This is a genomic window from Granulibacter bethesdensis, assembly GCF_001889525.1.
Taxonomy (GTDB): domain Bacteria; phylum Pseudomonadota; class Alphaproteobacteria; order Acetobacterales; family Acetobacteraceae; genus Granulibacter; species Granulibacter bethesdensis_C.
Window position 1 is genome coordinate 1606172 of record NZ_CP018192.1, and the last position, 25391, is coordinate 1631562.

At 58.8% G+C, this 25391-nt stretch carries 24 protein-coding genes; 19 read left to right on the forward strand and 5 right to left on the reverse strand.

The features are described from left to right. Positions 1-12: 12 nt before the first annotated feature. Positions 13-1374 (reverse strand): transglycosylase SLT domain-containing protein, encoded by a 1362-nt coding sequence (locus GbCGDNIH6_RS07365; RefSeq protein WP_095413398.1) that lies wholly within the window; start codon positions 1372-1374, stop codon positions 13-15. 185 nt (positions 1375-1559) lie between these two features. On the opposite strand from GbCGDNIH6_RS07365, the gene GbCGDNIH6_RS07370 reads away from it, so the two are divergent. From GbCGDNIH6_RS07370 to GbCGDNIH6_RS07390, 5 genes are all read left to right on the forward strand, one after another. Then, positions 1560-2219, forward strand: a complete 660-nt coding sequence (locus GbCGDNIH6_RS07370; RefSeq protein ID WP_072563405.1) for a GNAT family N-acetyltransferase — start codon at positions 1560-1562, stop codon at positions 2217-2219. After that, positions 2216-3118 carry a carbon-nitrogen hydrolase family protein gene (locus GbCGDNIH6_RS07375; protein WP_198355730.1) on the forward strand — a complete coding sequence of 301 codons (903 nt, stop codon included), beginning with the start codon at positions 2216-2218 and terminating at the stop codon, positions 3116-3118. Before GbCGDNIH6_RS07370 ends, GbCGDNIH6_RS07375 begins: the two co-directional genes overlap by 4 nt. Before the next feature lie 13 nt (positions 3119-3131). Further along, entirely contained in the window at positions 3132-4313 is a 1182-nt protein-coding gene (gene lpxB / locus GbCGDNIH6_RS07380; protein WP_072563406.1) for a lipid-A-disaccharide synthase, read from the forward strand. A 91-nt stretch (positions 4314-4404) separates the two neighbouring features. Continuing rightward, entirely contained in the window at positions 4405-4995 is a 591-nt protein-coding gene (locus tag GbCGDNIH6_RS07385; protein WP_157692359.1) for a hypothetical protein, read from the forward strand. Between the two features lie 667 nt (positions 4996-5662). Beyond that, complete coding sequence (locus GbCGDNIH6_RS07390; RefSeq protein ID WP_072563408.1) at positions 5663-8383, forward strand: S8 family serine peptidase; 2721 nt, start codon at positions 5663-5665, stop codon at positions 8381-8383. 35 nt (positions 8384-8418) lie between these two features. On the opposite strand, the gene GbCGDNIH6_RS07395 is transcribed toward GbCGDNIH6_RS07390, so the two are convergent. After that, positions 8419-9426, reverse strand: a complete 1008-nt coding sequence (locus GbCGDNIH6_RS07395; protein WP_072563409.1) for a Gfo/Idh/MocA family protein — start codon at positions 9424-9426, stop codon at positions 8419-8421. A gap of 230 nt (positions 9427-9656) precedes the next feature. Here GbCGDNIH6_RS07395 and secD point away from each other — a divergent pair, with 230 nt between their 5' ends. From secD to GbCGDNIH6_RS07445, 10 genes are all read left to right on the forward strand, one after another. Further along, on the forward strand, positions 9657-11180 hold the full coding sequence (gene secD, locus GbCGDNIH6_RS07400) for a protein translocase subunit SecD (RefSeq protein WP_072564443.1): 1524 nt from the start codon (positions 9657-9659) through the stop codon (positions 11178-11180). A gap of 28 nt (positions 11181-11208) precedes the next feature. Next, complete coding sequence (gene secF / locus GbCGDNIH6_RS07405) at positions 11209-12165, forward strand: protein translocase subunit SecF (protein ID WP_072563410.1); 957 nt, start codon at positions 11209-11211, stop codon at positions 12163-12165. Between the two features lie 18 nt (positions 12166-12183). Beyond that, positions 12184-12621, forward strand: coding sequence for a GtrA family protein (locus GbCGDNIH6_RS07410; protein ID WP_072563411.1), 438 nt, complete (start codon positions 12184-12186; stop codon positions 12619-12621). Continuing rightward, the gene (locus GbCGDNIH6_RS07415; RefSeq protein ID WP_072563412.1) at positions 12621-13451 is read left to right on the forward strand and encodes a penicillin-insensitive murein endopeptidase; all 831 of its coding nucleotides are present in this window, start codon (positions 12621-12623) and stop codon (positions 13449-13451) included. The genes GbCGDNIH6_RS07410 and GbCGDNIH6_RS07415 overlap by 1 nt, the downstream gene beginning before the upstream one ends. Next, on the forward strand, positions 13448-14194 hold the full coding sequence (locus GbCGDNIH6_RS07420) for a glycosyltransferase family 2 protein (RefSeq protein ID WP_072563413.1): 747 nt from the start codon (positions 13448-13450) through the stop codon (positions 14192-14194). The genes GbCGDNIH6_RS07415 and GbCGDNIH6_RS07420 overlap by 4 nt, the downstream gene beginning before the upstream one ends. 130 nt (positions 14195-14324) lie before the next feature. Beyond that, positions 14325-14693: a hypothetical protein gene (locus GbCGDNIH6_RS07425; RefSeq protein WP_157692360.1), complete on the forward strand. Its 369-nt coding sequence runs from the start codon at positions 14325-14327 to the stop codon at positions 14691-14693. 103 nt (positions 14694-14796) lie between these two features. Further along, positions 14797-15939: an ABC transporter permease gene (locus GbCGDNIH6_RS07430; protein WP_072563415.1), complete on the forward strand. Its 1143-nt coding sequence runs from the start codon at positions 14797-14799 to the stop codon at positions 15937-15939. A 43-nt stretch (positions 15940-15982) separates the two neighbouring features. After that, positions 15983-16723: an ABC transporter ATP-binding protein gene (locus GbCGDNIH6_RS07435; protein ID WP_072564444.1), complete on the forward strand. Its 741-nt coding sequence runs from the start codon at positions 15983-15985 to the stop codon at positions 16721-16723. A gap of 4 nt (positions 16724-16727) precedes the next feature. After that, a complete protein-coding gene (locus tag GbCGDNIH6_RS07440; protein WP_072563416.1) occupies positions 16728-17699 on the forward strand; it encodes an MlaD family protein in 972 nt (323 codons plus the stop codon). Continuing rightward, a complete protein-coding gene (locus GbCGDNIH6_RS07445; protein ID WP_072563417.1) occupies positions 17696-18262 on the forward strand; it encodes a PqiC family protein in 567 nt (188 codons plus the stop codon). Before GbCGDNIH6_RS07440 ends, GbCGDNIH6_RS07445 begins: the two co-directional genes overlap by 4 nt. Positions 18263-18275: 13 nt before the next feature. Here GbCGDNIH6_RS07445 and GbCGDNIH6_RS07450 read toward each other — a convergent pair whose 3' ends face one another. Then, on the reverse strand, positions 18276-19841 hold the full coding sequence (locus GbCGDNIH6_RS07450) for an efflux transporter outer membrane subunit (protein ID WP_081370021.1): 1566 nt from the start codon (positions 19839-19841) through the stop codon (positions 18276-18278). 188 nt (positions 19842-20029) lie between these two features. On the opposite strand from GbCGDNIH6_RS07450, the gene GbCGDNIH6_RS07455 reads away from it, so the two are divergent. The 4 genes from GbCGDNIH6_RS07455 to GbCGDNIH6_RS07470 all read left to right on the forward strand — a co-directional run bounded on the left by GbCGDNIH6_RS07455 (position 20030) and on the right by GbCGDNIH6_RS07470 (position 23085). Continuing rightward, a complete protein-coding gene (locus GbCGDNIH6_RS07455; protein WP_072563418.1) occupies positions 20030-20665 on the forward strand; it encodes a TetR/AcrR family transcriptional regulator in 636 nt (211 codons plus the stop codon). Between the two features lie 116 nt (positions 20666-20781). Next, positions 20782-21072 carry a DUF3649 domain-containing protein gene (locus GbCGDNIH6_RS07460; RefSeq protein WP_232449748.1) on the forward strand — a complete coding sequence of 97 codons (291 nt, stop codon included), beginning with the start codon at positions 20782-20784 and terminating at the stop codon, positions 21070-21072. Further along, positions 21069-22709, forward strand: a complete 1641-nt coding sequence (locus GbCGDNIH6_RS07465; protein WP_072563419.1) for a PepSY-associated TM helix domain-containing protein — start codon at positions 21069-21071, stop codon at positions 22707-22709. The genes GbCGDNIH6_RS07460 and GbCGDNIH6_RS07465 overlap by 4 nt, the downstream gene beginning before the upstream one ends. 7 nt (positions 22710-22716) lie before the next feature. Beyond that, positions 22717-23085, forward strand: a complete 369-nt coding sequence (locus GbCGDNIH6_RS07470) for a DUF3325 domain-containing protein (RefSeq protein ID WP_081370022.1) — start codon at positions 22717-22719, stop codon at positions 23083-23085. On the opposite strand, the gene GbCGDNIH6_RS07475 is transcribed toward GbCGDNIH6_RS07470, so the two are convergent. Further along, a complete protein-coding gene (locus GbCGDNIH6_RS07475; protein ID WP_157692361.1) occupies positions 23022-24293 on the reverse strand; it encodes a YbfB/YjiJ family MFS transporter in 1272 nt (423 codons plus the stop codon). The two genes, GbCGDNIH6_RS07470 and GbCGDNIH6_RS07475, sit on opposite strands and share 64 nt — an antisense overlap. Positions 24294-24409: 116 nt before the next feature. Further along, a complete protein-coding gene (locus GbCGDNIH6_RS07480) occupies positions 24410-25306 on the reverse strand; it encodes a DnaJ C-terminal domain-containing protein (RefSeq protein ID WP_072563421.1) in 897 nt (298 codons plus the stop codon). Positions 25307-25391 lie beyond the last annotated feature (85 nt).

Consider the following 25391-nt stretch of genomic DNA (forward strand, 5'->3'; position numbering starts at 1 on the left):
CGCCTTTCCCACTCAGGAGCCGGGTGGAACCACCATGCAGGAAAGCTGCCTGCGACTGAGTTCATTACAGGCTTGGCTGGCCTGTGCGGCAGTCAGCTGGGTCAGCCGTGCACGATAGAGCACGTTTCCGCCAAACGGTGCTGTTGTCGGTATCGCCACCTGTGCATTGTGCAACAATGTCGGGGCCGCATTCCGGGCTCCGCTGGCCACGGTCTGTGCCAGAGAACGGCTGGCGAAAGCGCCGACCTGAACGGACCAACCACCTCCCGCTGCAGCGGTAGCCGGGATCACCACCGGAGCTGTCGGCTGATAACGTGACGCAACCGTTGGCGGCGTCATGACCCTTGTTGTGGGATAAGATGAAGCCGCCCCATAGCTGTTCTGCCGCCCCGAGGGATAGGCACTGCCGCCATAGGATGGAACAGGGGGGGGCAAGGCTGATGCAGACACACTCGCTTGGGTTATGGACCCTTGGGGTGTTGTAACCTGTGCGCCCATATCCCGGCATGGTCGGGAGGGATCGAAGGCCGAATCCTTGTCACAGTTTTCCGCGGTCGGTCCGTGGGACACGAACGGCTGTGCGGCACCTCCGTAAGAAGCCAGTGTAACGCCTCCTGTCATGCCACTACCCTCCCCAGGCTGGCAGGGGCGCGACGGATCATAGGCCGCATCAGGATCACAGGCGGAGCTGCTGCCTGTTGTGGCAAAACGGCGTTGCGGGACAGCCTGTGCCACCATCACGGGCGCAGATGTTGCGGGAGAGAAGCCGCCCCCCAGACGAGGCGCAATAATCGAGACATAGTTGACAGTCTCACCCGGCAGGCCGCCGGTTCCGTTCAGATAGGAAGCCAACCGCCCGGGCCCTGCATTATAGGCCGCCAGAAAGCCGGGAGAACCGTACTGGTCATACATTTCCCGGATATAGGCCGTTCCCGCCAGTACATTGTTATGCGGGTCGTACGGATCATCCCCGAGGTGATAACGGTCCCGCATCAGGGAATATGTACCGGGCATCAGCTGCAACAATCCCATAGCCCCGGCTGAAGAAATGGCGGTGGAGCGCCCGGCACTTTCCTGCCGCATCACGGCACGAATCCAGCTTTCTGGCACAGAAAAGCGTTGTGATGCTTCCTTGATGTATGGCCCCCATGGATCGGAGGGCGGACCAGGGGGTGTATATTCACCGCTTGCCCCGTATTCCTCTCCGCCACTACCGTCATAAGAAACGCCACCATAGGAAGAGGCAGACCGCCCGGAATGACCTCCACAAGCCGCCAAAGCGCACAGGGCACCGAGACTCGCCGCCCTGCCCAGGCGCCTCGCAAAAAGGCCGAGCGACCCGTTTTCGGGCATTTCGTTCCCCAAACCCTGCATGTCCGCCTTCACGGGTTTCCGAAAGATGCTGCAGCATCCTAGAGATGACATCATGAAAATGCTACAAGCATCTGATGCAACTTGGCATTTGCGTTCTTACTTGTGCCTTTCCGTGATATTCCTGCTGCAGTTTTGAACAGGGACGGCATCTTGCCTTCAGCAGATCACCCCAATATGCACGCATCATGAGCCAGACATCTTCCTCCTCCCCTTCTTTGCGCATTGAGACCCTGTCCGGAGAGACGCTTGTTCCAGTGCTTCCCGCACTTGCCCACCTGCGGCTGAGCGTCTTCCGCACATGGCCCTATCTGTACGATGGCGATCAGGCCTATGAACAGCGCTACCTTCAGACCTATGTGCGCAGCCCCGGTGCGGGGGTGGTGCTGGCATGGGACGGAGAGCGCGCTGTCGGAGCCTCCACCTGTCTGCCCATGGTTGAGGAAGAAGAAAACGTCTCCGAGCCGTTTAGAAAACGGGGATGGGATCCGGCCCGGTTTTTCTATTTCGGTGAAAGCGTTCTGCTGCCCGAATATCGCGGCTGCGGTGTTGGCGTTGCCTTCTTCCGGGAACGCGAAGCCCATGCGAAACGCGTCTCCAACTGCGACTACGCTACGTTCTGCTCGGTAAAGCGGCCAGAGAATCATCCGTCCCGCCCGGCAGACTGGGTACCGTTGCATGAATTCTGGACCCGTCGCGGCTTTACGCCCTTCCCCTCCCTGACCTGCCGCATGTCATGGAAAGATGTCGGAGAGGCTGAGGAGACCGAAAAGGAACTGACATTCTGGATCAAATCTCTGTCCGGTGCCCCTCTGCCGGAAGAGAACGGGGAAGAGAGCAAAGGATGAGCAGCATCGCCAAAACCCTGAAGATCGGTGTGCTGGCCTATCCGATCGAAGGGGTCACGCTGGAAGGCTACGCCGCCAAGCTCGACCGTCTGGTGGCTGAAGCCGCCGCCGCAGGAGCCGAATTGCTGCTGATGCCAGAATATGCCTGTGTCGAGGTTGCCAGCGGCTATGTTTCCAGCCCCGATATCGATGCGGAGCTGAACGCGGTCTGCGCCCGCTCCGCCGGAATTCTGGCGGCCCAGCGGGATGCCGCCGTGAAATATGGCGTCTGGCTGGCCCCCGGCTCCGTGCCGGTACGCGGGGCGGATGGCGTCACGATCAACCGCGCCCCCCTCTTTGCCCCTGACGGCAGCGTCGCCTTTCAGGACAAGCGGGTGATGACACGGTTCGAAAACGAACACTGGTTCGTCTCGCCCGGAGCGCCACCGGGAATTTTTAACACCCCGTGGGGCAAAATCGGACTGACCATTTGTTATGATACCGAATTCCCCATCCTTGCCCGTGCGCAGGTAGAAGCCGGCGCGTGGCTGATTCTGGCGCCCTGCTGCACCGATACGCTGCGTGGCTATAACCGCGTCGGCTTCTCCGCCCGGGCACGTGCTCTGGAAAACCAGTGCTATGTCGCCGTGGCTCCGACTGTGGGCGATGCTGCATGGTCAGGCGCCCTGGACACCAATCGTGGCTATGCAGCCGTGTACGGCCCGGTGGATCGCGGCTTCCCCGAGGATGGCATGCTGGCCCGCGGTGCACTGGATGAGCCGGGCTGGATTTATGCCACGCTTGATCCGGCGAAAATTCAGGATGTACGGGTTAATGGCGGCGTTTTGAACCATCGTGACTGGCCGGCATCAGTCGGTGCCTGCGCCATCCTGCCACGCGGAACACTGGAAATAGCGTGAGCGGAGACAACGCGTGACAGCTCCGCTGATCTACATTGTCGCCGGTGAGCATAGCGGCGATGTACTTGGCGCCAGGCTGATCCATGCATTGCAGGCCATCAACCCGTCGATCCACTTTGCGGGAATTGGCGGGCCACGCATGGAAGAATGCGGCTTCCAGAGCCTGTTTCCCATGCATGAGCTGGCCGTCATGGGGCTGGTTGAAATCCTGCCACGGGTGCTGAAACTGCGACGGCGATTGCAGCAGACGGTTCAGGATATTGAAACCCGCCGTCCCGATCTGGTTCTGACCATCGACAGTCCCGGCTTCTGTCTGCGTCTGTTACGCGCCATACAGCCTTTCGGGATCAAAAGGGTGCATTACGTCGCACCACAGGTCTGGGCGTGGCGGGAGCATCGCGTCAAACGGTTTCCCGGTCTGTGGGAGCGAATGCTCTGTCTGCTGCCTTTCGAGGAAAAATGGTTTGCCGAGCGCAATGTGCCGGGGCAATTTGTTGGTCATCCAGTGCTGGAATCCGGGGCTGATCAGGGGGATGCCGCCCGTTTCCGCGCCCGGCATGGTCTGGCCGATGATGCCCGCGTGATCGTGCTGATGCCCGGCAGCCGAGCCAATGAGGCAGGCAGGTTGCTGCCCGTCTATGGCGAGACCCTGCGTCTGCTGATGCAGGATATCCCAACCATTACACCGGTTATCCCACTCGCCTCCAGCACGGCGCATACGGTGCGGGGGGCCGTCTCATCCTGGCCGGTGCAGCCGATTTTCATCACCGACATTGCCGACAAACACGACGCCTTTGCCGCCGCCGAGGCCGCATTGACCAAATCCGGCACATCAACGCTGGAATTGGCCATGGGCGGTGTTCCGATGGCCGTGACTTACCGCGTTAACCGCATCACCGCAATGATGGCACGCAGGCTGATCCGCGTACCGTATGTCGCCATGGTCAATCTATTGGCAGGGCGTGAAATCGTTCCGGAGCTTCTTCAAGAAAACTGCACGCCCCCAAAAATAGCTGCGGTTTTAACCGGTCTGATGAACAACCGCCCTGATAACAATGGCGTGGGTACCGCCGATAGTCAGAAACAGGCACTGAAGGCAGTGGTTGCTTCCCTGCATGCGCCCCGTCGGCATGCACCAGATGGTGTGCCCTCCTCTGCCGCTGCGGCCTCCATCATAGAGGTGCTGGGTCAATAATCATCCGGCTGATTGCGGTTAGTAAATCGACAACAATCATCAGGGATGTTATCGATGCACGTATTGTTTACTCCTGATTGCATAAGGTTGAGTGATTGTGACCCTGCTAATGCCGCTCGCCATGCACGAAAAAGAAATCGAGTTATTGACCACCTTTCTAGGGTCGACTCAAAATTATGTCGAATTCGGAGCAGGAGGCAGCACCTGCCTTGCCGCCCAACATGTCAGCAAAAGCATTCATACGACTGATTCTTCCATTGACTGGCTGCAACACGTCGAAAACACCTGCCGTTCCGCCAACACACCTATTTTTCCTGTTACGCGGTTTGTTGATATAGGCCCAATTACTGCATTGGGTGGACCGACTGATTTAAGTAAACGCCCTCTCTGGCCCAACTATCACGAGGAATGCTGGGATGATCCCGCCTGCTCGGAAGGCGATTTCTACCTGGTGGATGGGCGGTTCCGTGTTGCATGTTTCATGCAGATTTTACTGCATGCTCCAACGGATGCATGCATCGCCCTGCACGATTACACGACGCGTCCACATTACCACATTGTTGAGACTGTTGCGCGCCCCATCGCCCGCCAGCACGATTTATCCATTTTTGTACGTCGTTCCGATACACGTCCAGTCACTGTCAGACGTCTGTTGGAAGAATATCGTTATGAAGTCGCATGACAGTTGATCAAGGGGTTGGTCATCCATCCTGCTGCCTGATGAAGGGCTTTATCAAAGCACATCCTCAACAGCCTTTTCATGGTATCTGGCGTAGGACTGACCGGTCTGATCGTCGCGTGTTCAGTTCCCTCTGACCAGCATTATGCAGATATCGCAGCCAGAATACCGGAGCCTTTCCGCAGGGTAAAGCCAGGTCTGGATTGATCGCAGCGACATGCCAGTTGGCATGGCATCCAATCTTCACTAGTGATCGACGGATATTCGGTGGGGACCTCCATGACCGGAAGCACTTTTTTGCTGATATCCCACCTGGCTCTCATCAAGTGAGTCTGAATGACTGTACCGGGGCGTCTATATCACCCCCTTTGCTTATCAAGACCGCCTCCGGCCTGCCTGTTTATTTAAAAGTCTCTGCAGGTATTGGTGTCACAGAGGGACAGTTCCGTATCAAGCCTATCACGGAGAAACAGGCCAGAGATGATATGTGAGCCAACGTCCGTATCGGACCATATCAAATGTAAGATAGCAATGAATCCCAAAAAATGTTTATGAATTTTATTATTTATTGTAAATATATTTGAAATCTAAAAACTAATTCAGAAAATTTTTCTACGTTTGTATTATTATTTTATAATAGAATAAATTTTCCTAATGGATGATGCACACCATGGCAAATAACCCGAATGATCCCCTTTTTAAATATCAATGGGGCCTGCTGAACACCGGGCAGTTCGTAGGTTACAGCCCCGGTATAGATATCAATGTCCTGCCTTTGTGGGGGGAATACACGGGGGCCGGGGTCAGAGTGGCTGTTGCCGATAACGGCTTTCAGCTTGATCATCCTGACTTTGCCGGCCGCGTCGATACAGCAAAAAGCTGGGATGCCGTGAGCGACAAAGCAGGCGGTGGACCAGTGACAACCGACGATAACCACGGCACTGCGGTAGCAGGTATCATTGGTGCCGGCATGAATGATGGTATTGGCGGCACAGGTGTGGCACCGGGGGTAACACTTCTCTCATTACGAGTGCTGGGCGACGAGAATGGTGAAGAGCGGGACAGTGATACAACCGCACGCGCCACAACAGTTGGTTTTTCCAAGGCCATGTTGGCAAATGTTGATGTTATAAACAACAGTTGGGGTCCTCGTGACCCCAAAATCGGCCCGGATGCAAGACCTGTTTTCGCCAGCAATTGGGCAGATGGCCAAAGCACAGAAAACTTCGCAATTGCTTCACTCGCAACCTATGGCAGACAGGGTCAAGGCACCATCGTCGTTTTTTCAAATGGTAACGCGCGTAAATATGATGATGACGGCAACCTGAACAACAATACCAACTCAAGATTTACCATTGCCGTGGCTGCTATTAACGGAAATGGGCAGTATGCTTCCTATAGTTCAGCAGGTGCCAATCTTTTGATTTCCGCACCAGGTAGCAAGGGCGGCAACCGCTCAAGCCCCACTGGAGGAATTGTAACATCCGACCGGACCGATTCTGAAGGATATAACAAGACCGAGGGAGTGACCGGGGACTATAATTATGGATTTAACGGTACATCTGCGGCAGCTCCCTTCGTCAGTGGCGTGGCAGCTTTGATGCTCCAGGCCAATCCGACATTGGGATACCGCGATGTTCAGCAGATTATGGCTTATACAGCCCGTAAAAACGATGCCTCCAACCCGTCATGGGTCACAACGGGAGCCCAGAATAGCAATGGTGGCGGCCTGCATTTCAGTCGGGATTATGGATTTGGGTTGATCGATGCCCATGCAGCCGTACGCGTTGCAGAAAGCTATGGTACGCTAACCGCCTATGGCATAAACGGTTTCAACAAAAGTGAACTGAGCGTTGTAAAACAAAGCACAAGTTTTTCGCCTGTCGCTCCTGCTACTATTGCAGCAGGACATAGTTATTCCTTTTATCTGGGGTATACTCAGGCTATCAGTGTCGAACATATCGATCTGCTTCTCTCCCTGACTGCCGCGGATACAAGTGCATTAAAAATCACTTTGTCTTCTCCATCCAGAACCTCCGTGGATCTGGTTAGCCAGACCCCAAATGTGTCGCAGGAATCTGCAAATATTCCATGGCCAGGCTCTTTCAGCCTCGGCAGTTTTGCTTTTATGGGCGAAAAATCCAACGTTGTGTCTAGTTCTGGACAGACAAACGGGCGGTGGTATGTCACAATCCTCAATCAGGGTAGTTCAGATATTTCTTTTAATTCAGGCAAACTTGCTCTCAGTGGCAGTAACTATGACCAGACTTCGTTTGTTTATACAGATGATTATGCAACACAGGTCGCTTCCAGCCCAAATCGGGCGTACGCACTTGTCAATGCTGCGGATAGTAAGGTGATCATGAATGCGTCGGCAGTGACTGGCGCGGTTTCAGCCGATCTTCCAAACAACAGGATTACCATCAACGGCGTTCAGACTTATGTTTCTACCACAACAACAGCACCGCCATCCGATTTTCATCCATCCATCAATGCTTTTCTGAGTGGTGATGGAAACGACACACTGACTGGAGGAACAGATCAGTTTCTGGCTCCCGGGCGTGGCGACAACAATGTGTACCTGGTTGGAAAAACCGGACTGGTACAGTCCATTGGCAATGATACCATCACTGCTTTTGAGGGGGCGGCCACCGTTCAAGCCTCCGGCAATGCCATAATTTTCTCCAATACAAGTCGGTTGAATTTTGTGGGGACAGGCGGTGCCAGCACCATTGTCGCTGGAGCGGGGCCAGTATCCGTCACGGGTGGCAGCGCAAAAGTGACGGTCTTTGGCAGCAGCGGAGGCAATGATACCGTTATAGGAGGCAGTGTCGGCAGCAACCAACTCGCCGCAAATGGTACCGGCACAACCATATTCGGTAAAAGCGGAGACAGCGTCCTGTATGGTAGCAATATGGGCGCTTCCACCCTCATCACTGCCGGAGGGAACAACACCGTTTTCGGTGGCTCGGGTGGCAGCACCATCTTCAGCAATGGCAGCCACGACCTGATCGTCATGGATCAGGGTGCCAGCACCTTATTCGGCGGTCAGGATGCCGCCATTTTCACGAACAGCGCCAATGCCAGCATTGTCGGTGGTGCAAGCTCCATCGCCATCGGCTTCGGCAATGGCACCAGCACCGCATGGTCCAGTGGCTCCACTGATCTCTTTCTGTTTGCCAACGGACTGGCAGGTGGCAACGTCACCATCAACAATTTCCAGATTGGAAAGGATTTCATCCAGCTTTCCGGCTATGGCAGCAACGGCATCCAGGCTGCATTGGACAGTGCAACACAGAACGGATCCAGCCTGTCGATGACGCTCAGTGACAATACACGCATCACCCTGACAGGCATTGATTCCCTGGACAGTGACAGCTTCATGGCGTGAGGAAATCATTAAGGGACTGAAGAGGTCGGCCCCTCCTATCCTTCATGACGGATCAGGCCAGATGCTTCCAACCTGGCTCGCGTGTCGTTCATGCTCTCCGCCACCGCCAAAGCCGCAGCCAGGGCGCGTCTGCCAGCATAGGCATTCACCAGAACCGGTGCGCCATCAAGGATCGAAGCGGCAAAAGCCTCATGCTCCGCCGCCAGAGCGTCATGATCCTTCCAGCCGGTTTCCTCAATTCGGGCGCCCTGTCCGCCGGGAATGGGCAGGCCGCGATCACGCCCGATCATCATCAGCTTGCGATCCATGAAATTCACGGACATGTAACCATTTTGCGCAAACAGGCGCATTTTGCGCTCGGTCTTAAGTGAAATCCGGCTTGCCGTGATGGTCGCCACCGCACCGTTTTCAAAACGCAGCCTGGCATTGGCAATATCCTCATGCGGCCCGGCGACGGGTGCACCTACCGCATCCACCGACAGGATCGGGCTATCGACCAACGCCAGCACCAGATCGAGATCATGGATCATCAGATCCAGAATCACCGAGACATCGGTGCCCCGTGGCTTGAACGGCGCAATGCGCGTAGCCTCGATATAAAGTGGCCGCTCCATACGGTTCGCAACCGCCGCGTATTCGGCGGAGTAGCGCACCAGATGCCCTACCTGCAGCACGCGTCTTTTTTCCTCGGCCAGCGCTGCCAGCCGGTCTGCCTGCTCCAGAGTCGCGGCAATAGGCTTTTCAATCAGCACATGCAGCCCGGCTTCCAGAGCACGCTCGGCCAGCGAGAAATGCGCCTCGGCGGGGGCTGCGATCACGATTGCATCACACTGCGCCAGCAGGGCATCAAAGCCCAGCGCCAAAGTTTTCGTCTCCTTCGCCAGCGCCTGCGCCCGCGGCTCATCGGGATCGAATATGCCCGCCAGCACCGCCCGGCGGCTGGAGGCGATTTTCAGGGCATGAAACCGTCCGAAATGACCGGCACCGGCAAGGCCGATGCGAAGGGTCGATCCTGACGGCAGCGTGTCGTGTGTCTGGCTCATGGCATGCCGGTTTAGCAGGGGTTGAACGCTTTGCCATCCTCTCTCCTGCCTCACTTGAGCTGATGGAGAGAGATGCCGCCTTGCCATGGGAGGCTCCCGCGTGTCATCTGCCGCCCCAAATGGTTTCCTAACCGCATAAAATCGCGGCCCCACCGCCGGAGGAACGTTCTGCCGTGCTGTATTTCAGCCGTCTGAAAACCACGACGATTTATCTTGTCTGCCTGCTTGGCATGCTGCTCTGCCTGCCGAATCTGATGGCACGCCCGGCTGCATGGCTGCCCTGGCGCACGGTCCATCTTGGCCTTGATCTGCGCGGAGGCAGCTATCTGCTGATGCAGATCGACATGAAAGCCGTGGTCAGGGAGCGACTGGAGTCGCTGTCAGACACGGCACGGCAGGCAATGCGCAATGCCCATATTTTCTATACCGGTCTGAAGGCGGAACCGGATGCCAACCGCATCGTGCTGAGTCCCCGTGATCCCGCCCAGTTGAATGCCGCCGTCGCGGCGCTCGGCAAGTCGGTCGAGAATGAGGTCTCCGCCAATGGGGTCAGGGAGGTTGAGGTCAAGGCTCTGGAGGGCGCGCAAGCCGGCCAGATCGCTTTGTTCCTGCCCGAAGCCGCGTTGCGTGACCGGGCAACGGCTGCGGTGCAGCAGTCGATTGAAATCGTCCGCCGCCGTATCGACCAGACCGGTGTCGTGGATCCCAACATTGCCCGCCAAGGTGAAGACCGGATCGTCGTACAGCTTCCCGGTGTGGATGATCCGCAGCGGATCAAGGACTTGCTCGGCACCACCGCGAAAATGACTTTCCATATGGTCGATGCGTCGGCCACCCCTGCCGCCATGCCGCCGGATGATATTGCTCTGCCGGAGGAAGGCACCGCACAGAAGCTGGTCGTCAAACGACGTGCGGATGTGGATGGCGCCGATCTGACCGATGCCCGACCTGTGCCGAACCAGCAGCGTGCCGGGGCATGGTCGGTCAGCTTTACCTTCAATGGCGTAGGCGCGCGGAAGGTGGCGGATATCACCGCAGCCCATCAGGGCGAGCGTTTCGCCATCGTGCTGGATAACCGCATCATCAGCGCGCCGGTCATTCAATCCGTGATTCCGGATGGACGGGGCGAGATCACCGGCAATTTCACGGCCAAAACCGCGCAGGATCTGGCGGTGCTGCTACGCGCCGGTGCGCTGCCCGCCCCGCTTTCCGTGGTTGAGGAACGTAGTGTGGGGCCGGAGTTGGGGGCCGACAGTATCCGCGCCGGAGCCTATTCTCTGGCGGCTGGCTTCGTGCTGGTGATCCTGTTCATGGGCCTGTTCTATGGCCTGTTCGGCTGGATGGCCAACCTCGCGCTGCTCATGAACCTGTTCATGCTGCTTGGGGCACTGTCCCTGCTGGAGGCGACGCTGACCCTGCCCGGTATGGCGGGTATCCTGCTGACGCTGGGCATGGCGGTGGATGCCAATATCCTGATCAATGAGCGCATCCGTGAGGAAACCAAAGCAGGTCGCCCACCCGTTGCGGCGATGGAGGCCGGATTCAAGCGAGCCTGGGCCACTGTGCTGGACAGCAACATGACCGCACTGCTGGCCCATGTCATGCTGTTTGTGTTCGGCACCGGCCCGGTGCGTGGCTTTGCAGTGACGATCACCGTGGGTATCGCCACCACGCTATTCACCAATTTCATGCTGGCACGGCTGTTGATGGTGAAGTGGTTCGCCCGCAACCGCCCCGCTGAACTGCCCGTCTGACGCGCCGGATCGGAAAGGAAACAGAGAGATGTTCATACGTCCGATGCTGCGCATGGTGCCGGATGGCACCCGCATCCGCTTCATGAAGGGCCGCTTTGCCGGTCTGGCCACTTCTGCCGTGCTGTCCCTGATCTCCATCATCCTGTTCTTTCATCCCGGGCTGAACGAGGGCATCGACTTTCGCGGTGGCATCGTGATCGAGGCCCGCACGCCGGGGCCAGCCGATTTCGACAAAATACGCGCCACCCTCAGCGCCGCCCATCTGGAAGCCGCCGGGGTACAGCGTTTCGGGGCCGAGGATGATGTGCTGATCCGTCTCGACTCCCAGCCCAACGAGGCAGCCACCCAGCAGGCCGCCAACACGGTACGCGAAAGCCTCGCCAAGGCGCTGCCCGGCACCAAGGTATTGCGGGTGGATGTCGTGGGGGCCAGTGTCTCGCGGGAACTGTTCCGTGATGGTATGCTGGCGCTGGGCTTCAGCCTGCTGATGATTCTCGGCTATATCTGGGTCCGCTTCGAATGGGAGTTCGCGGTCGGCGCGGTGGTCACGCTGGTGCTGGATGTAACCAAGGCGGTCGGGTTTCTGGCGCTGACCCGGATCGAGTTCAACTTCGTCATCATCGCCGCGATCCTGACCATCATCGGCTACTCCACCAATGACAAGGTGGTGGTGTATGATCGCGTGCGTGAAAACCTCCGCAAATACCGCACCATGCCTTTGCGGGAGCTGATCGACCTCTCGATCAACGAGACGCTTAACCGTACCCTTGGCACCTCCATGACGGTGTTTCTGGCCAGCTTGCCGCTGGCGCTGTTTGGCGGAGAATCCCTGTCCGGCTTTGCGTGGACGATGCTGTTCGGGATCGTGGTTGGCACCTCTTCCTCGATCTTCATCGCGGCACCGATCCTGTTACTGTTGGGTGAGCACCGCCTGCGGCGTGATACCGTTGCTCCCTCGGGCGCTCAAAAAACGGCCAAAGGCTGACGGGCTTTGTCCGGTTCCATGAGGCTCCCCCTGCCCGGCCCGATTGCCGCATTGCTGACTCCGGCCAGAATGCAGTTCCTGCGTTTCGGCATGGTGGGGGTCATGGGGTTTATGGTCGATACCGCGACCGTCTATGCCTCCCGTCACTGGCTTGGACTATATTGGGCCGGAATCCTTGCTTATTGCGTTGCGGCCAGCGCCAACTGGCTGGTCAACCGGATATGGACCTTCCGGAATCATGCCGCGACGGATGGCAAGCATGCCCATGCCGGAAAACAATGGGCCAAATTTCTGGCCGCTAATCTGGTAGGGGCGGTGCTGAATCGCGGTACCTATATGCTGCTGATTACCATTGTGCCGTTTTGTGCCGCCCATCCGGTGGTTCCGCTGGCCGCCGGCGCGATCATGGGGCTGGGTGTGAATTACGAACTCTCCCGTCGCGTGGTCTTCCGCTGATGCAGGGCAGCAAGCTGCTGGCGGGTATCGTGATGCTGCTGTCATGCTCCGGCATGGCCGTGTCCGCGCCCGTTCTGGCTCAGCCGGTGCAGATTATCGGTCCTGCCAGCAATGGTTGCATCGCCGGGGCGCAACCTCTGTCTGATGAAGGACCGGGCTGGCAGACCATCCGCCGGGACCGCAGTTCCTTCTGGTCGGCCCCGGTAACGATTAATGGGGTTAAAATACTCGCCGCGCGCCTGCATGCGCAAGGGCTGCCGGATTTGTATGTCGGCGATCTGTCTGCGCCACATGGCGGCAGGCTGCCCGGCGGCCATGGCAGCCACCAGAACGGACTGGATGTCGATGTGTATCTCGACCTCACCCCGCGCCCTGCACTGACGCCGGAGGAACGTAACGTTCTGGAACCGCCCTCCATGGTCTCAGCCGATGGCAACAGCCTCAGCCCAGCTTGGACGGAGAATACGGTAACGCTGCTGCATATGGCCGCAACGCTCCCGAATGTGGATCGGGTGCTGGTCAATCCGGTGATCAAGCGCGCTTTATGCGAACAGGTCAGTGGAGACCGGAGCTGGCTGCATCTGATCCGTCCGTGGTGGGGGCACAAAGCCCATATGCATGTACGCTTCAGATGCCCGGTTGGTCAGACGCTCTGTGTGCAGGCTCCGCCGCCACCCACGGGAGATGGATGCGATACCACGCTGGCATGGTGGTTCCAGCCCCACTCTGCTCGCCCGACGACACCGCCCCGGCCTCCGCAGGCTCCTCCTGCCGCCTGCCGGCCCATTCTGGCTGGAGATACCCTGTCTGCTCCGGAGACCAGACCATGAGTTTGTCGCCGCCGCTGGTCTCGATCGTCATTGCCGCGCTGAACGAGGAAGCCACCATCGACCGGGTCTGTGACGAATTGATCGACACGCTGGAGGGGTTCGTCCCGTTTGAGGTCGTGGTGGTCGATGATGGCAGCACCGATCAGACCTCGATGCGTCTGTCCATGCTGCGTACAAGACACCCGGCCCTGCGCGTAATCCGTCATCCGAAGCGTTGCGGCAAAACCGCCGCCCTGTTCACCGGCGTGGAAGCAGCCAGGGGAACATGGATCGTCACCATGGATGCGGACGGGCAGAACGACCCGCGCGACGTACCCGCCATGGTCGCCGCCCTGCGGAGTGAGGGCAATCGCTCCCGGACAGGAAAAGCGCCTCTGGTGGCGGGGATTCGCCGGAACCGCATCGACACGCAATCCCGCCGTCATGCCTCCCGGCTTGCCAACGGCATCCGCGCCCGGCTGCTGCGGGATGACTGCCCCGACACAGGGTGCGGCGTGAAAGCGTTCCGCCGGGAAGACTTCCTCCGCATGCCCGCTTTCGAGGGCATGCACCGCTTCATGCCTGCCCTGTTCCGCAGCTATGGCCATCCTATCGTGCTGCAAACCATCCATGATCGGGCGAGATTGGCCGGACAGTCAAAATACACCAATTTCGGCCGCCTGATGGTCGGGATCAGGGATACGCTGGGTGTGATGTGGCTGCGCAACCGGATCAGACTGCCACAGGACAGCCGGGAAGTCTGAGAGTCCGACAGCACACCACCCGCATGTCATACGGTCAGATAACACAGGTGTTGCTGCTAATTCATTTCGTTTGCTTACTATTTCATGCGATGAGAAGTCCGTTGCATTTTCAACGATGGATCTGATCATCATGAGCCATTCTTCTGGCTGTCTCCGTCTTATCGCTGGAAGCCTTTTGATGGGCGGGGCGCTGGCTGGCTGCGCCGATCACTGGATCAAGCCCGGCGCAAGTCAGCAGGAATACCAGTATACAATGGCCCAGTGTAAGGCCGAGGGCTACACGCATATGCCCGCCAATGCGGTGCCTTACCAGCTGACCAATGGATCTTATACCAACGCTGGAATCGAGTGCAAAAAAACCAGTAACGGGGGCAATGACTGCAAGCAGAAGCAGGTTTATGAGCCGCCAATCTGGGGTACCCGTGATGCTAATGAAGACGGGCGCAACGCGGTCATCCGGGCTTGCATGATGCGCAGCGGCTGGATGCTCCAGGAATAAAGCTCCCGTTCTGATCACGAAGCCGTTTTTGTAGCGCCGTTAGTGAGCCGTCTCACTGACGGCGCTCTTGCATCATGGCCGTGGATCATTTCCCCTAGTCATTATGGGAATCGACCAGACCAGTGCCTCTACCCTGTCGCCTGCATGGACCATGGCCAGTGAAGGCATGGTGGCAACACTAAGACTGTCGGGTGAATGGACTGTCGCATCAGGTGGGCTGAACACCCGACCGATCGAGGCAATTCCAGGCGGCACGGAGCGATTGCTGATCGACGTTTCCGCGCTGCAGCGCTGGGATTCCGCGCTGATCTCCTTTCTGTGGTCGCTGGAGCAGCGATGCAACAACAGCGGAATCAAGCTGGATAACAGCACGTTGCCGCACTCTGCCCGAGGTCTGCTTGCCTTGCTGCCGGCGCATCCACATCCACCTGCCCCCGCTCCGGCAAAGCATTTTGCGCCGGTTCAGGCCATCGGTGCCTCTACCCTGTCCATGCTCACGGAATGCGGCACCGTGACAGAGCTGGGCATGGAAACCCTGCGCGGTGCAGGGGCCACCCTGTTTGGCGGACATGGCATGCGCTGGCGCGATCTGCTGCGCGATGTCAGCGATGCCGGCCCTTCCGCTTTGCTGATCGTTGGCATCGTCAATTTTCTGATGGGGTCCATCCTCGCTTTTGTCGGCGCGGTGCAATTGCGCAAATTCGCTGCGGATATTTACGTCGCGAATCTGGTGGGGCTGGCCTCGGTCCGCGAAATGTCGGCGGTCATGACAGCCATCATTATGGCGGGACGCACTGGGGGAGCCTATGCCGCGCGAATCGCTACCATGACCGGGAATGAGGAAATCGACGCGCTGCGCGTGTTCGGGATTCCGGTCTCACGCTATTTGCTGCTGCCCTCCATCGCAGCGCTGGTACTGACCATGCCCATCCTCTATCTGTATGCCTGCCTGATCAGCCTTGTCGGAGGCTATATCGTCTCACAGGGGATGCTGGATGTGACCATGGCCGGTTTCTGGAATCATTTGTTCGGCTCAGTCCATATCGACCAATTCGTATTCGGCTTTGTCAAAACCATCACCTTTGCCATGCTGATCGGATTGGTCAGTTGCCGGATCGGTCTCAAGGCCGGACGCAGCGCCGCGGATGTCGGTGTGGCCGCAACCCGCGCCGTGGTCAGCGGAATCGTCGGCGTCATCGCGCTGGATTCCATGTTCGCTGTCCTTGCCACCATCATCGGGATTTAAGCTTTTGCAACCAGGCGATCATCCCGACAACGCGCTGCTCGGCATGCGAGACGTCACGCTGGGATTCGGCCCGAAGATCATTCAGCGCAACCTGTCTTTCGATGTGCGCAAAGGATCGATCTTCGCCGTGATGGGTGGCTCTGGCTGCGGCAAGAGCACCGTGCTGAAAAGCATGGTCGGATTGCTGCGCCCCAAAGCGGGCCAGGTCTATGTGGAAGGGAATGATTACTGGGGCGGCACAGATGCGGACCGTACCGCGACCGGCCGCCGTTTCGGTGTGCTGTTCCAGAGCGCGGCGTTATGGAGTTCCATGACCGTCGGCGAAAATGTCGCCTTGCCACTGGAGATGTTTACGAAACTGACGCCCCGCCAAATCCGTTCGCTGGTGGAATTGAAGCTTGGTCTGGTCGGAATGTCCCACGCGATCGATCTGATGCCGTCTGAACTGAGCGGCGGGATGCGCAAGCGTGCAGGGCTGGCGCGTGCTCTGGCACTTGATCCCGACATCCTGTTCTTCGATGAGCCATCCGCCGGGCTGGATCCGATCACATCTGCCCGGCTGGATGATCTGATCATGACGCTGCGGGATGGTCTGGGGGCCACCATCGTCATCGTCAGCCATGAACTGCCGAGCCTTTTCGCCATCGCCGATGACGGCGTGTTTCTGGATGCACAGACCAGAACCACGATCGCCCATGGTGCGCCACGCGACCTGCGTGATCATTGCGACGATCCGCAAGTGCGTGCCTTCATGAACCGCGATGCCCTGAACACGGAGAACTGACCGCATGGTCAATCGTCAAACCGCCGTTGGTGCTTTCGTCATAGGCGGATTTATCCTCGGTGCCGCCGCGCTGATGACATTCGGGCATTTCCGTTTCTTCTCACAAAGTATCCGCGCCGCCGTGGTGTTTCAGGGATCGATCAGCGGTCTTGCCGTCGGTGCGCCAGTGACGTTTCGCGGTGTGCGGGTCGGTGCCGTGGAAAGCATTGCCATCACTTTCGATCAGGAAGATCAGGCCGCCTACATTCCTGTGGTGATCGACCTTGATCCCGATCAGGTGACGGTGGTGGAAAGCCAACATGAGAACAACAGCACGCTCGATCTGAAACGACTGATCGCCCATGGTCTGCGCGCGCAGTTGAACATGCAGAGTTTTGTGACCGGTCAGTCCAACGTCAATCTGGATTTCGATCCGGCTTCTCCCGCGCCGCTGCATCCGCGTCTTACAAGCCTGACGGAAATTCCTGTCAAACCCTCGGCTATTCAGAAGATGAAGGATGTGCTGGCTGATCTGCCGCTGAAGGAACTTGCGGGAAGCGCCAGCGCTGTGATGGACAATATCCGCATCCTGTCGCAACGTCTGGATGATGATCTGCCGCCGTTGCTGGCCAGCATTCGCACTTCCTCCGAGCACTCCCAAAAGACATTGGACGTCGTTGCAGAGACGATGGTTGATCTTCAGAAAAACCTGTCCTCAACAATTGCCAATCTGAACACGCTGCTGGTGAACGGCAACAGACAGCTCGATGCCCGCAGCGCCGATGCCCATGTCGCCTTGCTGAACATTGCCCGCACTGCCCAGCGTGCCACCTCTACGCTCGATACTCTGCGCTCCATGACAGCGGCAGGATCGGAAAGTCGCGTCAATCTGGATGATGCACTCCGTGATATTGCCGCCGCCGCCGCCGCCCTGCGCGGCTTTGCCAGCGATGTGGAGCGCAATCCACAACTCCTGCTGACCGGACGGAAACAATGAGACATCCTTCAGCTCTCGCTCTCTCCGCCCTGCTGCTGTTTGCAGGCTGCGCAGCGCCCGCCCTGCGCGTCTATACGCTGAGTGCGCCGGAATCCCACGCTCCGGCGGCTGAATCCATCCCTGCCAGACAGATCATCGGTCTGTCACGGGTGCAGGTGCCCGATTATCTCGACACACAGGACATTATCCTGAGACATGGCCAGGAACTGCATCGCAGCAGCAATGGCCGCTGGGCGACCAGATTATCGCTGGGTATCACCGCCGCCATCGGTGACCGTCTGGCAGCCCGCTGGCCGGATGCCCAGATCGTACAGGGACCACAGAGCCAGTCGCCGGATAGCCGCATCCAGATCGTCGTGACACGCTTCGATGTCGGCGAGGATGGTCAGGCCCTGCTGGAAGCCGGCTGGACCATCACCCGGATCGGCAGCAAACACGCACCGGAGCGGGACAGGACGGTGATCACTGCCTCCGGACCCGTCAAAACCGATGATGATATTGCCCGCATGATGCGCAGCATGCTGCTGCAACTGGCTGACCGGATCGTCCGGCCAGCCAAGTAAGGCAAAAACCCGTTTATTGCGCCTTTACGGGCGAAGGTGCGTTGCCAACCGGTGTCGGGAGGGGGACAGGCGCATCATTTTCCCATCCACCGCCAAGTGCCTTGTAAAGCTGCACAAGATTGGTGGAAATCGCGGCATCGCTATCGGCCAGATCACGCTCCGCCGCCAGCAACTGACGCTCGGCATTCAGCACATCCAGAAACGTGACCAGCCCGTTGCGATACGCATTCTGTGCCAGGCCCACAGCACGGCGGTCAGCATCCACACTCTGACGCAGGGCTTCGTTGCGGCGCTGCTCGTCTTCATAGGCAGCCATGGCATTGCTGACATCGTGAAACGCTTGCAACACCGTCTTGCGATAGGCAATGGCAGCCTCTTTCTGCTGCTGGGTCGCCATATCCAGATTGGCCTTGAGACGCCCACCCTCGAAAATCGGCAGTGTGATCATCGGACCGATCCCATATGTGTTCGATCCCCAGTTGCCCATATCCGCAAAGGTCAGCGCGCTCATCATCAGATTGGCATTGATGATCACACGCGGCAGGAAACTGGCCTCCGCCACACCGATATTGGCGGTGGCCTCGTGCAGGGTCGCCTCGGCCTGCCGAACATCAGGGCGGCGGCGGAGCAAATCAGATGGCAACCCGACCGGGACGCGCGGTGGCACTGGGGGCACGGGACGCGGCACAATCAGCTCCCGCGACAACGCCTGAGGAGCCTGCCCGAGCAGCAGGCTCAACGCATTGATCAGAGCGGTTTGCTGTGTTTCCAGCGCCGGCAAAGCCGATTCTGTCAGAGCCAGCTGGGCGCGGGCATTCTGCACATCCAGATCAGACCCCAACCCACCCGTCTGCCGCTGCTGGGCCAGATGCAGGTTCTGCCGTGCCACCTCGGCATTACGGTGCACGATGTCGATATCCGCCTGGACATTGCGCAAACGCATGTAATCCAGCGCGACCTCCGCCATGGCGCTGACCAGAGTGGCACGCCGCGCTTCCTGATTCTGCTGAATCTGCGCTTCCCCGGCCTCGATATGCCGCCGCACACGGCCCCAGAGATCGATTTCCCAGCTGGCATCAATACCATAGCGGAAATAGTCGATCGGAGGCACTTCAATCTTCTGCCCGGATTCCGCAAGCAGCCCGTTCAATCCCGCCTTTCCCAGCCCTACCTGTACAGCGCGATCACTGACGGGCTTGAGTCGTTGATAGGACGCGGCCCCGTTCAGGGATGGAAACAGGGCCGCACGGGTACCACCCAGCTGCGCCCGGCTTTCAGCCAGACGCACAGTGGCGGTCTGCACATCCAGATTATTGGCGGCCACCCGCTGCTCCAGCGAGGTCAGCACGGGATCGTTGAAACTGCTCCACCAACTGGCTTCCGTCGGTTCAGAGACGACATGGCTGGCGATGGGCTGTGCCTCAAGATGTCCGGCACGCGGCGCCCATGGTTTTACTGTTTCATCCTGCCGGGGCGGCACAAAGGTCGGGCCCATCTTGCAGCCGGCCAGAGCCAGCACAATCAGCGTGGAACCGGAAAACGAGATCCGGCGTGCTTTCTTCCGCAACCAAAACGGCATGAAAAATCCTTATCAGGCAGGCCACCGGAAGCCGAATCATCTTTCTGGAACGCGACCACGAAACCAGATTGACCGACCGGTTCGGTCATTTTCTTTTGACAAATTAATCAGGACAGGCAAATCGTCAATTGCGCGGCCAGCGTCCCTGCTGCCCATCATGATCCTGTGTGGAGGCGTGACTTGTTATCATGAGTGTTATGGAGTGTCTGTCGACGGAGAAACGCAGCCAGATCCTGGCCGGAGCGGCAAAGGTCTTTGCCGAGGAAGGCTATGAAGGCGCCAGCATGTCGCGCATTGCGCATGAAGCCGCTGTCTCCAAGGGCACGCTCTATAATCATTTCCAGAACAAGGCGGATCTTTTTTCCGTCTATGTGCAGGATGCCTGCTCCACCTATCTCAGCCATGTTTTTTCCAACGTAAAGGAAGATGGCGCACCGGAAGAAGTTCTTCTTTCGGTGGCAGATCGCATGCTGACGATGATGACGGACGCGGCTTGCGTGGTAATTTACCGGGTAGTCATGGCGGAGGCGGCGAAATTTCCCCATGTCGCGCAGACCTTTTATCAGGCAGGTCCTGCCGAGGCGATCCGCCGCCTGACAGAATGGTTGAGCGGGGCAGCCGCTGATGGCCGCCTGAAGGTGGAGGACCCGCAATTCGCCGCCGAACAGTTCCTCGCTCTTGTGCAGACCCGCACCGGGCTGCGACGTCGTCTGTGCCTGGATCAGGATATTGATCCGACCTTCCGGGAGTATGTGGTCCGGGAAACCGTGCGTATGTTCCTTGATCGCTATGCCCCCTCACCTGACAGAACTGCATGCCATTAGATGTTGCGAAATATTCGCAACTTTACTAAGCGACTGACCTCAGGCCGCCATCGTACGGCCAGACAGGGAAGGTTGATGATATGCAGGGACGCAGATGGGGAGTTTTCTCCCGCATCATGGCGGCCATAATCGGCGGATATTGTGCGACCCTCGCCATCAATGCCGCCATGGCCGTGCTGCTGCCCCTGCCTCGTGCCGAAGCCGTCATTATTGCGGCCATGCTGTCCTTTCCGGTTTTCGCCGGGGTGATCATCTGGGTTTTCGCGACGCGAAGCCCCGGTCGCGCCTGGGCGGGACTGGCGCTGGTAACACTGCCCTGCGCCGCGCTTGGTTACTGGTCCGCAACACATCCCGCGACTCCTCCCACCCTGCATTCCGACGGCGGCACGAAAGGGAAACACCCATGAAAAAGGGGTTCGTGCAGTCCATGACCTGGCTGCATAGCTGGAGCGGGCTGGTGTTCGGCTGGCTGCTGTTCGCGGTGTTTCTGTGCGGCACGCTGACGATTTTCGACAAGGAAATCAGCCAGTGGATGCGGCCTGAGCTTCCACCCATCGCCATGGATACGGAAACGGCAGCCAAAGCCGCCTCCCTCTATCTACAGACACAAGGGCTGCTTGATCAGGCCATGCGGGAGGTCACAGGCCATACGTCAGCAACTATCGCCGATCCAACAAAGCCACGCACCGGGACCAACCGGCATGGAGTTCGCCGCTGGCTGATCACTCTTCCCACAAGACGCGTGCCGGAACTGCGTGTGGCAGCATCCGGTCCTCGTCGCGAGGGCACGCTGATTGATCAGGTCACGGGTGCGCCTCTTCACATCCGACAAAGTCAGGGGGGAGCGTTCTTCTTCCTTTTCCACTTCACCCTGTTTGCCGACCGGACCGGAGAATGGTTCGTGGGGGCCGCCGCGATGGCCATGCTCGCCGCCATTGTCAGCGGCGTGATCATTCACTTCAAGCGGTTGCTGAAGGATATTTTCACCTTCCGCCCCGCTTCCTCCGCGCAGCGTTCATGGCTGGATGCCCATGCCGCCGGAGCCGTGCTGGCACTGCCTTTCCACACCATGTTCGCCTATACCGGGCTGTTCATCCTGTTCACCCAGCTGATGCCCAGCGGGATCATGGCCCGCTACCCCGGTCAGATGGCGCGTTTTGCCGAGGAAGCAGGGATTGCCCCCTATGTCCGTCCGGAAACCGGAACGGCTGCCTCGCTGCTGCCGCTGGATATTTTCGTTCATAAGGCGGAAGCCCGTATGGGGCCGGGCAGCGCCGGTTATATCGCAATCCTCAATCCGGGAGACCGGGCGCAGACGGTCGAAATCTATCGCTATGACGGTGACCGTGTCGCATGGAGCCGTGATCACATCGCCTATGACGGCACCACCGGAGACATGCTGCATGAAGCAATCATGCAAGGCGGGGTCTCCACCACGGCCCATACTCTCTGGGGGCTGCATTACGCCCAGTTCGGAGGCCGGCCGGTTCACTGGCTGTATTTCCTCAGCGGGCTGGCCAGTTGCGGGATGATCTCCAGCGGGCTGGTGCTGTTCACGATCAAGCGGCGGCAGCGACATGAGACCGATCCTGTGGCCCATGCGCTTTTTCTGGCTGCCGAAAAATTGAACGTCACCTTCGTCGCCGGGATCAGCATCGCCTGCGTGGCCTATTTATGGGCCAACCGGCTGCTGCCACCCGATCTACCCGGACATGATCAGGCGGAAATCAAAATCTTCTTCGGCAGTTGGCTGCTGACTCTGCTGCATCCGCTGTTCCGTTCGCCTCGCCGGGCCTGGCTGGAGCAGCTTTCCCTGCTGGCGGCGCTGCTGCTACTGCTGCCCTTTCTGAACATGGCCACGACACAAACCGGCCTGACACACACCCTGCTTGATCACGGTGCGGGACGGGATTGGGCACGGGCAGGCGTTGATCTGACCAGTTTCATGCTCGGGCTAGCCGCGAGCTGGGCCGTCTGGAAAATCGCGGTGCATCGTCCGAAAGTCACTCGTTCCGGTCGCTCGGCGGTCACGGCAGGAGCCTGAAAAACCCATGATGCCTTCTCTTGCTCTGCTGGCGGCTTTTCTGATCACTTTCGCTGCTTTTACCGCCATCGCATGGAGCATGGAGCGGCATAAACGGCAAATGGCCCCCTCGATCCCTTTGAAAAAAAAGGAGAGGCCGGACTGGCGTGACCAGATTGGCAGATTCGCCGGATCGATCGGGCTGGTGGTGGCCTTGATACTCTGCGCCACCGGGCTTGGCTGGGCCGCGGGGCCGGTCGCATGGTTTGGCGTGCTGACACTGGCCGCCATCACGCTGGCATTGGTTCTGGCCTATCGTCCTGTGGCAACCCGTCAGGCCGCTGGTATGGCTTCCTTGCTGGCCGCGTTGCTCTGTGCAGCATCCCTGCTGTCCTGATCCATCGTTAGACGACGCTTTTCCCAGATCATCGGCTCCAGCACCGAAAGCAGAGCCGACAGCGCAAGCCATGCCCCCGCCACAGCCAGGGAGGGCAGAAACGAATGCGTGTACTGATAAAGCGTCCCTGCCATATACGGGCCGACCACCTGCCCAACCGCATATCCAGCCGTGAGCATCGCCACCAAAGACGGATCATGATAGCGATTTTTGGCTGCATCCATGCTCAGCATCACGCCCAGCATCATGGTTGATCCGACCATCACGCTGCTCACTGCCAGCCCGACCAGAGAAGGCAGGAAAACCGGGATCACGACCCCTACTGCCTCACACAGATAGACCACCACCAGAGTACGCGCATGATGCCTGGGCGGCACAAATCCGCACAGGATGGTGGACAAGCCGGCCATCAACCCCATGACAGGCCAGAGAAACTGATCCAGCCCACCGCCCGGCAGAACCTCCCGCGCGATCAGCGGCAGAAAGGTCGCTGGCACGATATAGCAGGCTCCTGAAATTCCATAGGCAACCGCCAGCATCGCCTTCGGAAGCCGGAACTGCGGACCACTGACGGGGGTGAAAATATGCAGCGGCGTGACAATAGGGGAATGAGGGGGCGTACTCTCCCGCCATGACGCCACCAGCACCAGAGCACCACCGAAAGCAGCCAGTATTCCAAGCCAGAGCCATATCCCGGCAACCCTCATTCCATGCCCGGCCATCATGGGCACCAAAAGGCCCGTGATCATGATGCCAAAGCCGGGACCGCTGAAAACAATGCCGCGCCAGTGGCCATGACCGGACGCTACGAGACGCCGCATGCTCCAATGCGTGATACCGACCAGCCCCCATGCGCTGGCGACACCGGACAGGAAACGCAGCCCCTGCCACGCCGGATAATATCCGGTCATCCCCATACCGATCAGACCCAACGCGGTCAGCACCATCCCCCATAACAGCATGGGACGGCTACGTTCCCCCGCTGCCATACCGCTGAGCGCACCCACCAGATAGCCGGCGAGATTAACCGTCGCCAACAATGAGCCGCTATGGACCGTGACGCTCCCCTCCCGGATCATCAGGGGCAGGATCGCGGTATAGGCGAACCGGCCGAACCCCATGATCAGGATGAAACCCAGCATACCGGCCAATGCCGTCACGATGGCCTTCCCGGGGGCAGTAGCGATGGTCACGCGGGAAGAAGTCATTGCCTGCTCCACTTTCATAAGCTTGCTTATGAAATTAGGCCCATCACAACCGGGACAAAAGCCTTCTCGTCGCGACAGGGATGCAACGCAGCCTCGTTAATGGTGCAGACAAAGCCTCAGGCAGCATCATGCAACAGGGACTGCCGCGGATTGGCTTCCGATTTTTCCGGCTGATGATCACGCAGGAACGCCTCCAGCGCCGGATCGACCGTGCCGAGAACCAGACGCAGTGTGACGATCGCATCCCCCGCCGCCTTGCCGCCATGGGCCGGAACACCGCGTCCCCGCAGGCGGAGTCTGGTCCCGCTATCGCTGTGCGGCGGAACCGTCACTGTTACCGCCCCACGCGGTGTAGGAACCTCGATTTTCGCGCCCAGCACGGCCTCTGCGTAGGTGACAGGCACATCCAGATGGATGGTCTGCTCCTCCCTTCGATAGATGGGATGCGGCGCAACAGATAACTCAATCAGCACGTCACCTGCCGGACCACCCGCATGGCCGGGCGCCCCCTGTCCACGCAGACGCAGCACCTGACCGCTTTCCGCGCCGGGAGGAATCTGAAGGTCAATCGCCTTGCCATCCGGCATCGTGATGCGCTTTTTAGGCACGCCATTGACCGCCTCCAGAAAGCTGATCGTCATCTGGTAACGGGTAGATTGTCCTTTTGCCGGCCCACGCGGACGGCCACCATTGAACAGATCGCCGAAGAGATCGGCAAAATCCTGCCCCTCGAACGGATTGCCCTGCTGGCCCTGAGCAGTACGGGAGTATCCATAGGCCGGCCCGCGCTCCTGTCCGGTGGCATCAATCTCACCGCGATCATAGCGGGCGCGCTTGTCCGTATCTGAAAGCAGGGCATGGGCCGCAGAAATATCCTTGAACTTCGTCTCAGCCACTGTATCGCCCGGATTCACATCCGGATGATACTGCTTGGCAAGCCGACGGTATGCATCCCGAATGTCCTTCGCGGATGCGTCTTTCCTGACACCCAGCGTCTCGTATGGATCAGCCACGCAGTCTGCTCCCTCACCCCTTGACCGGGTTCTGATATCGGTATCGTGATGAGTTTTGACGAGAGGCTCACGATACCTTTCCTCT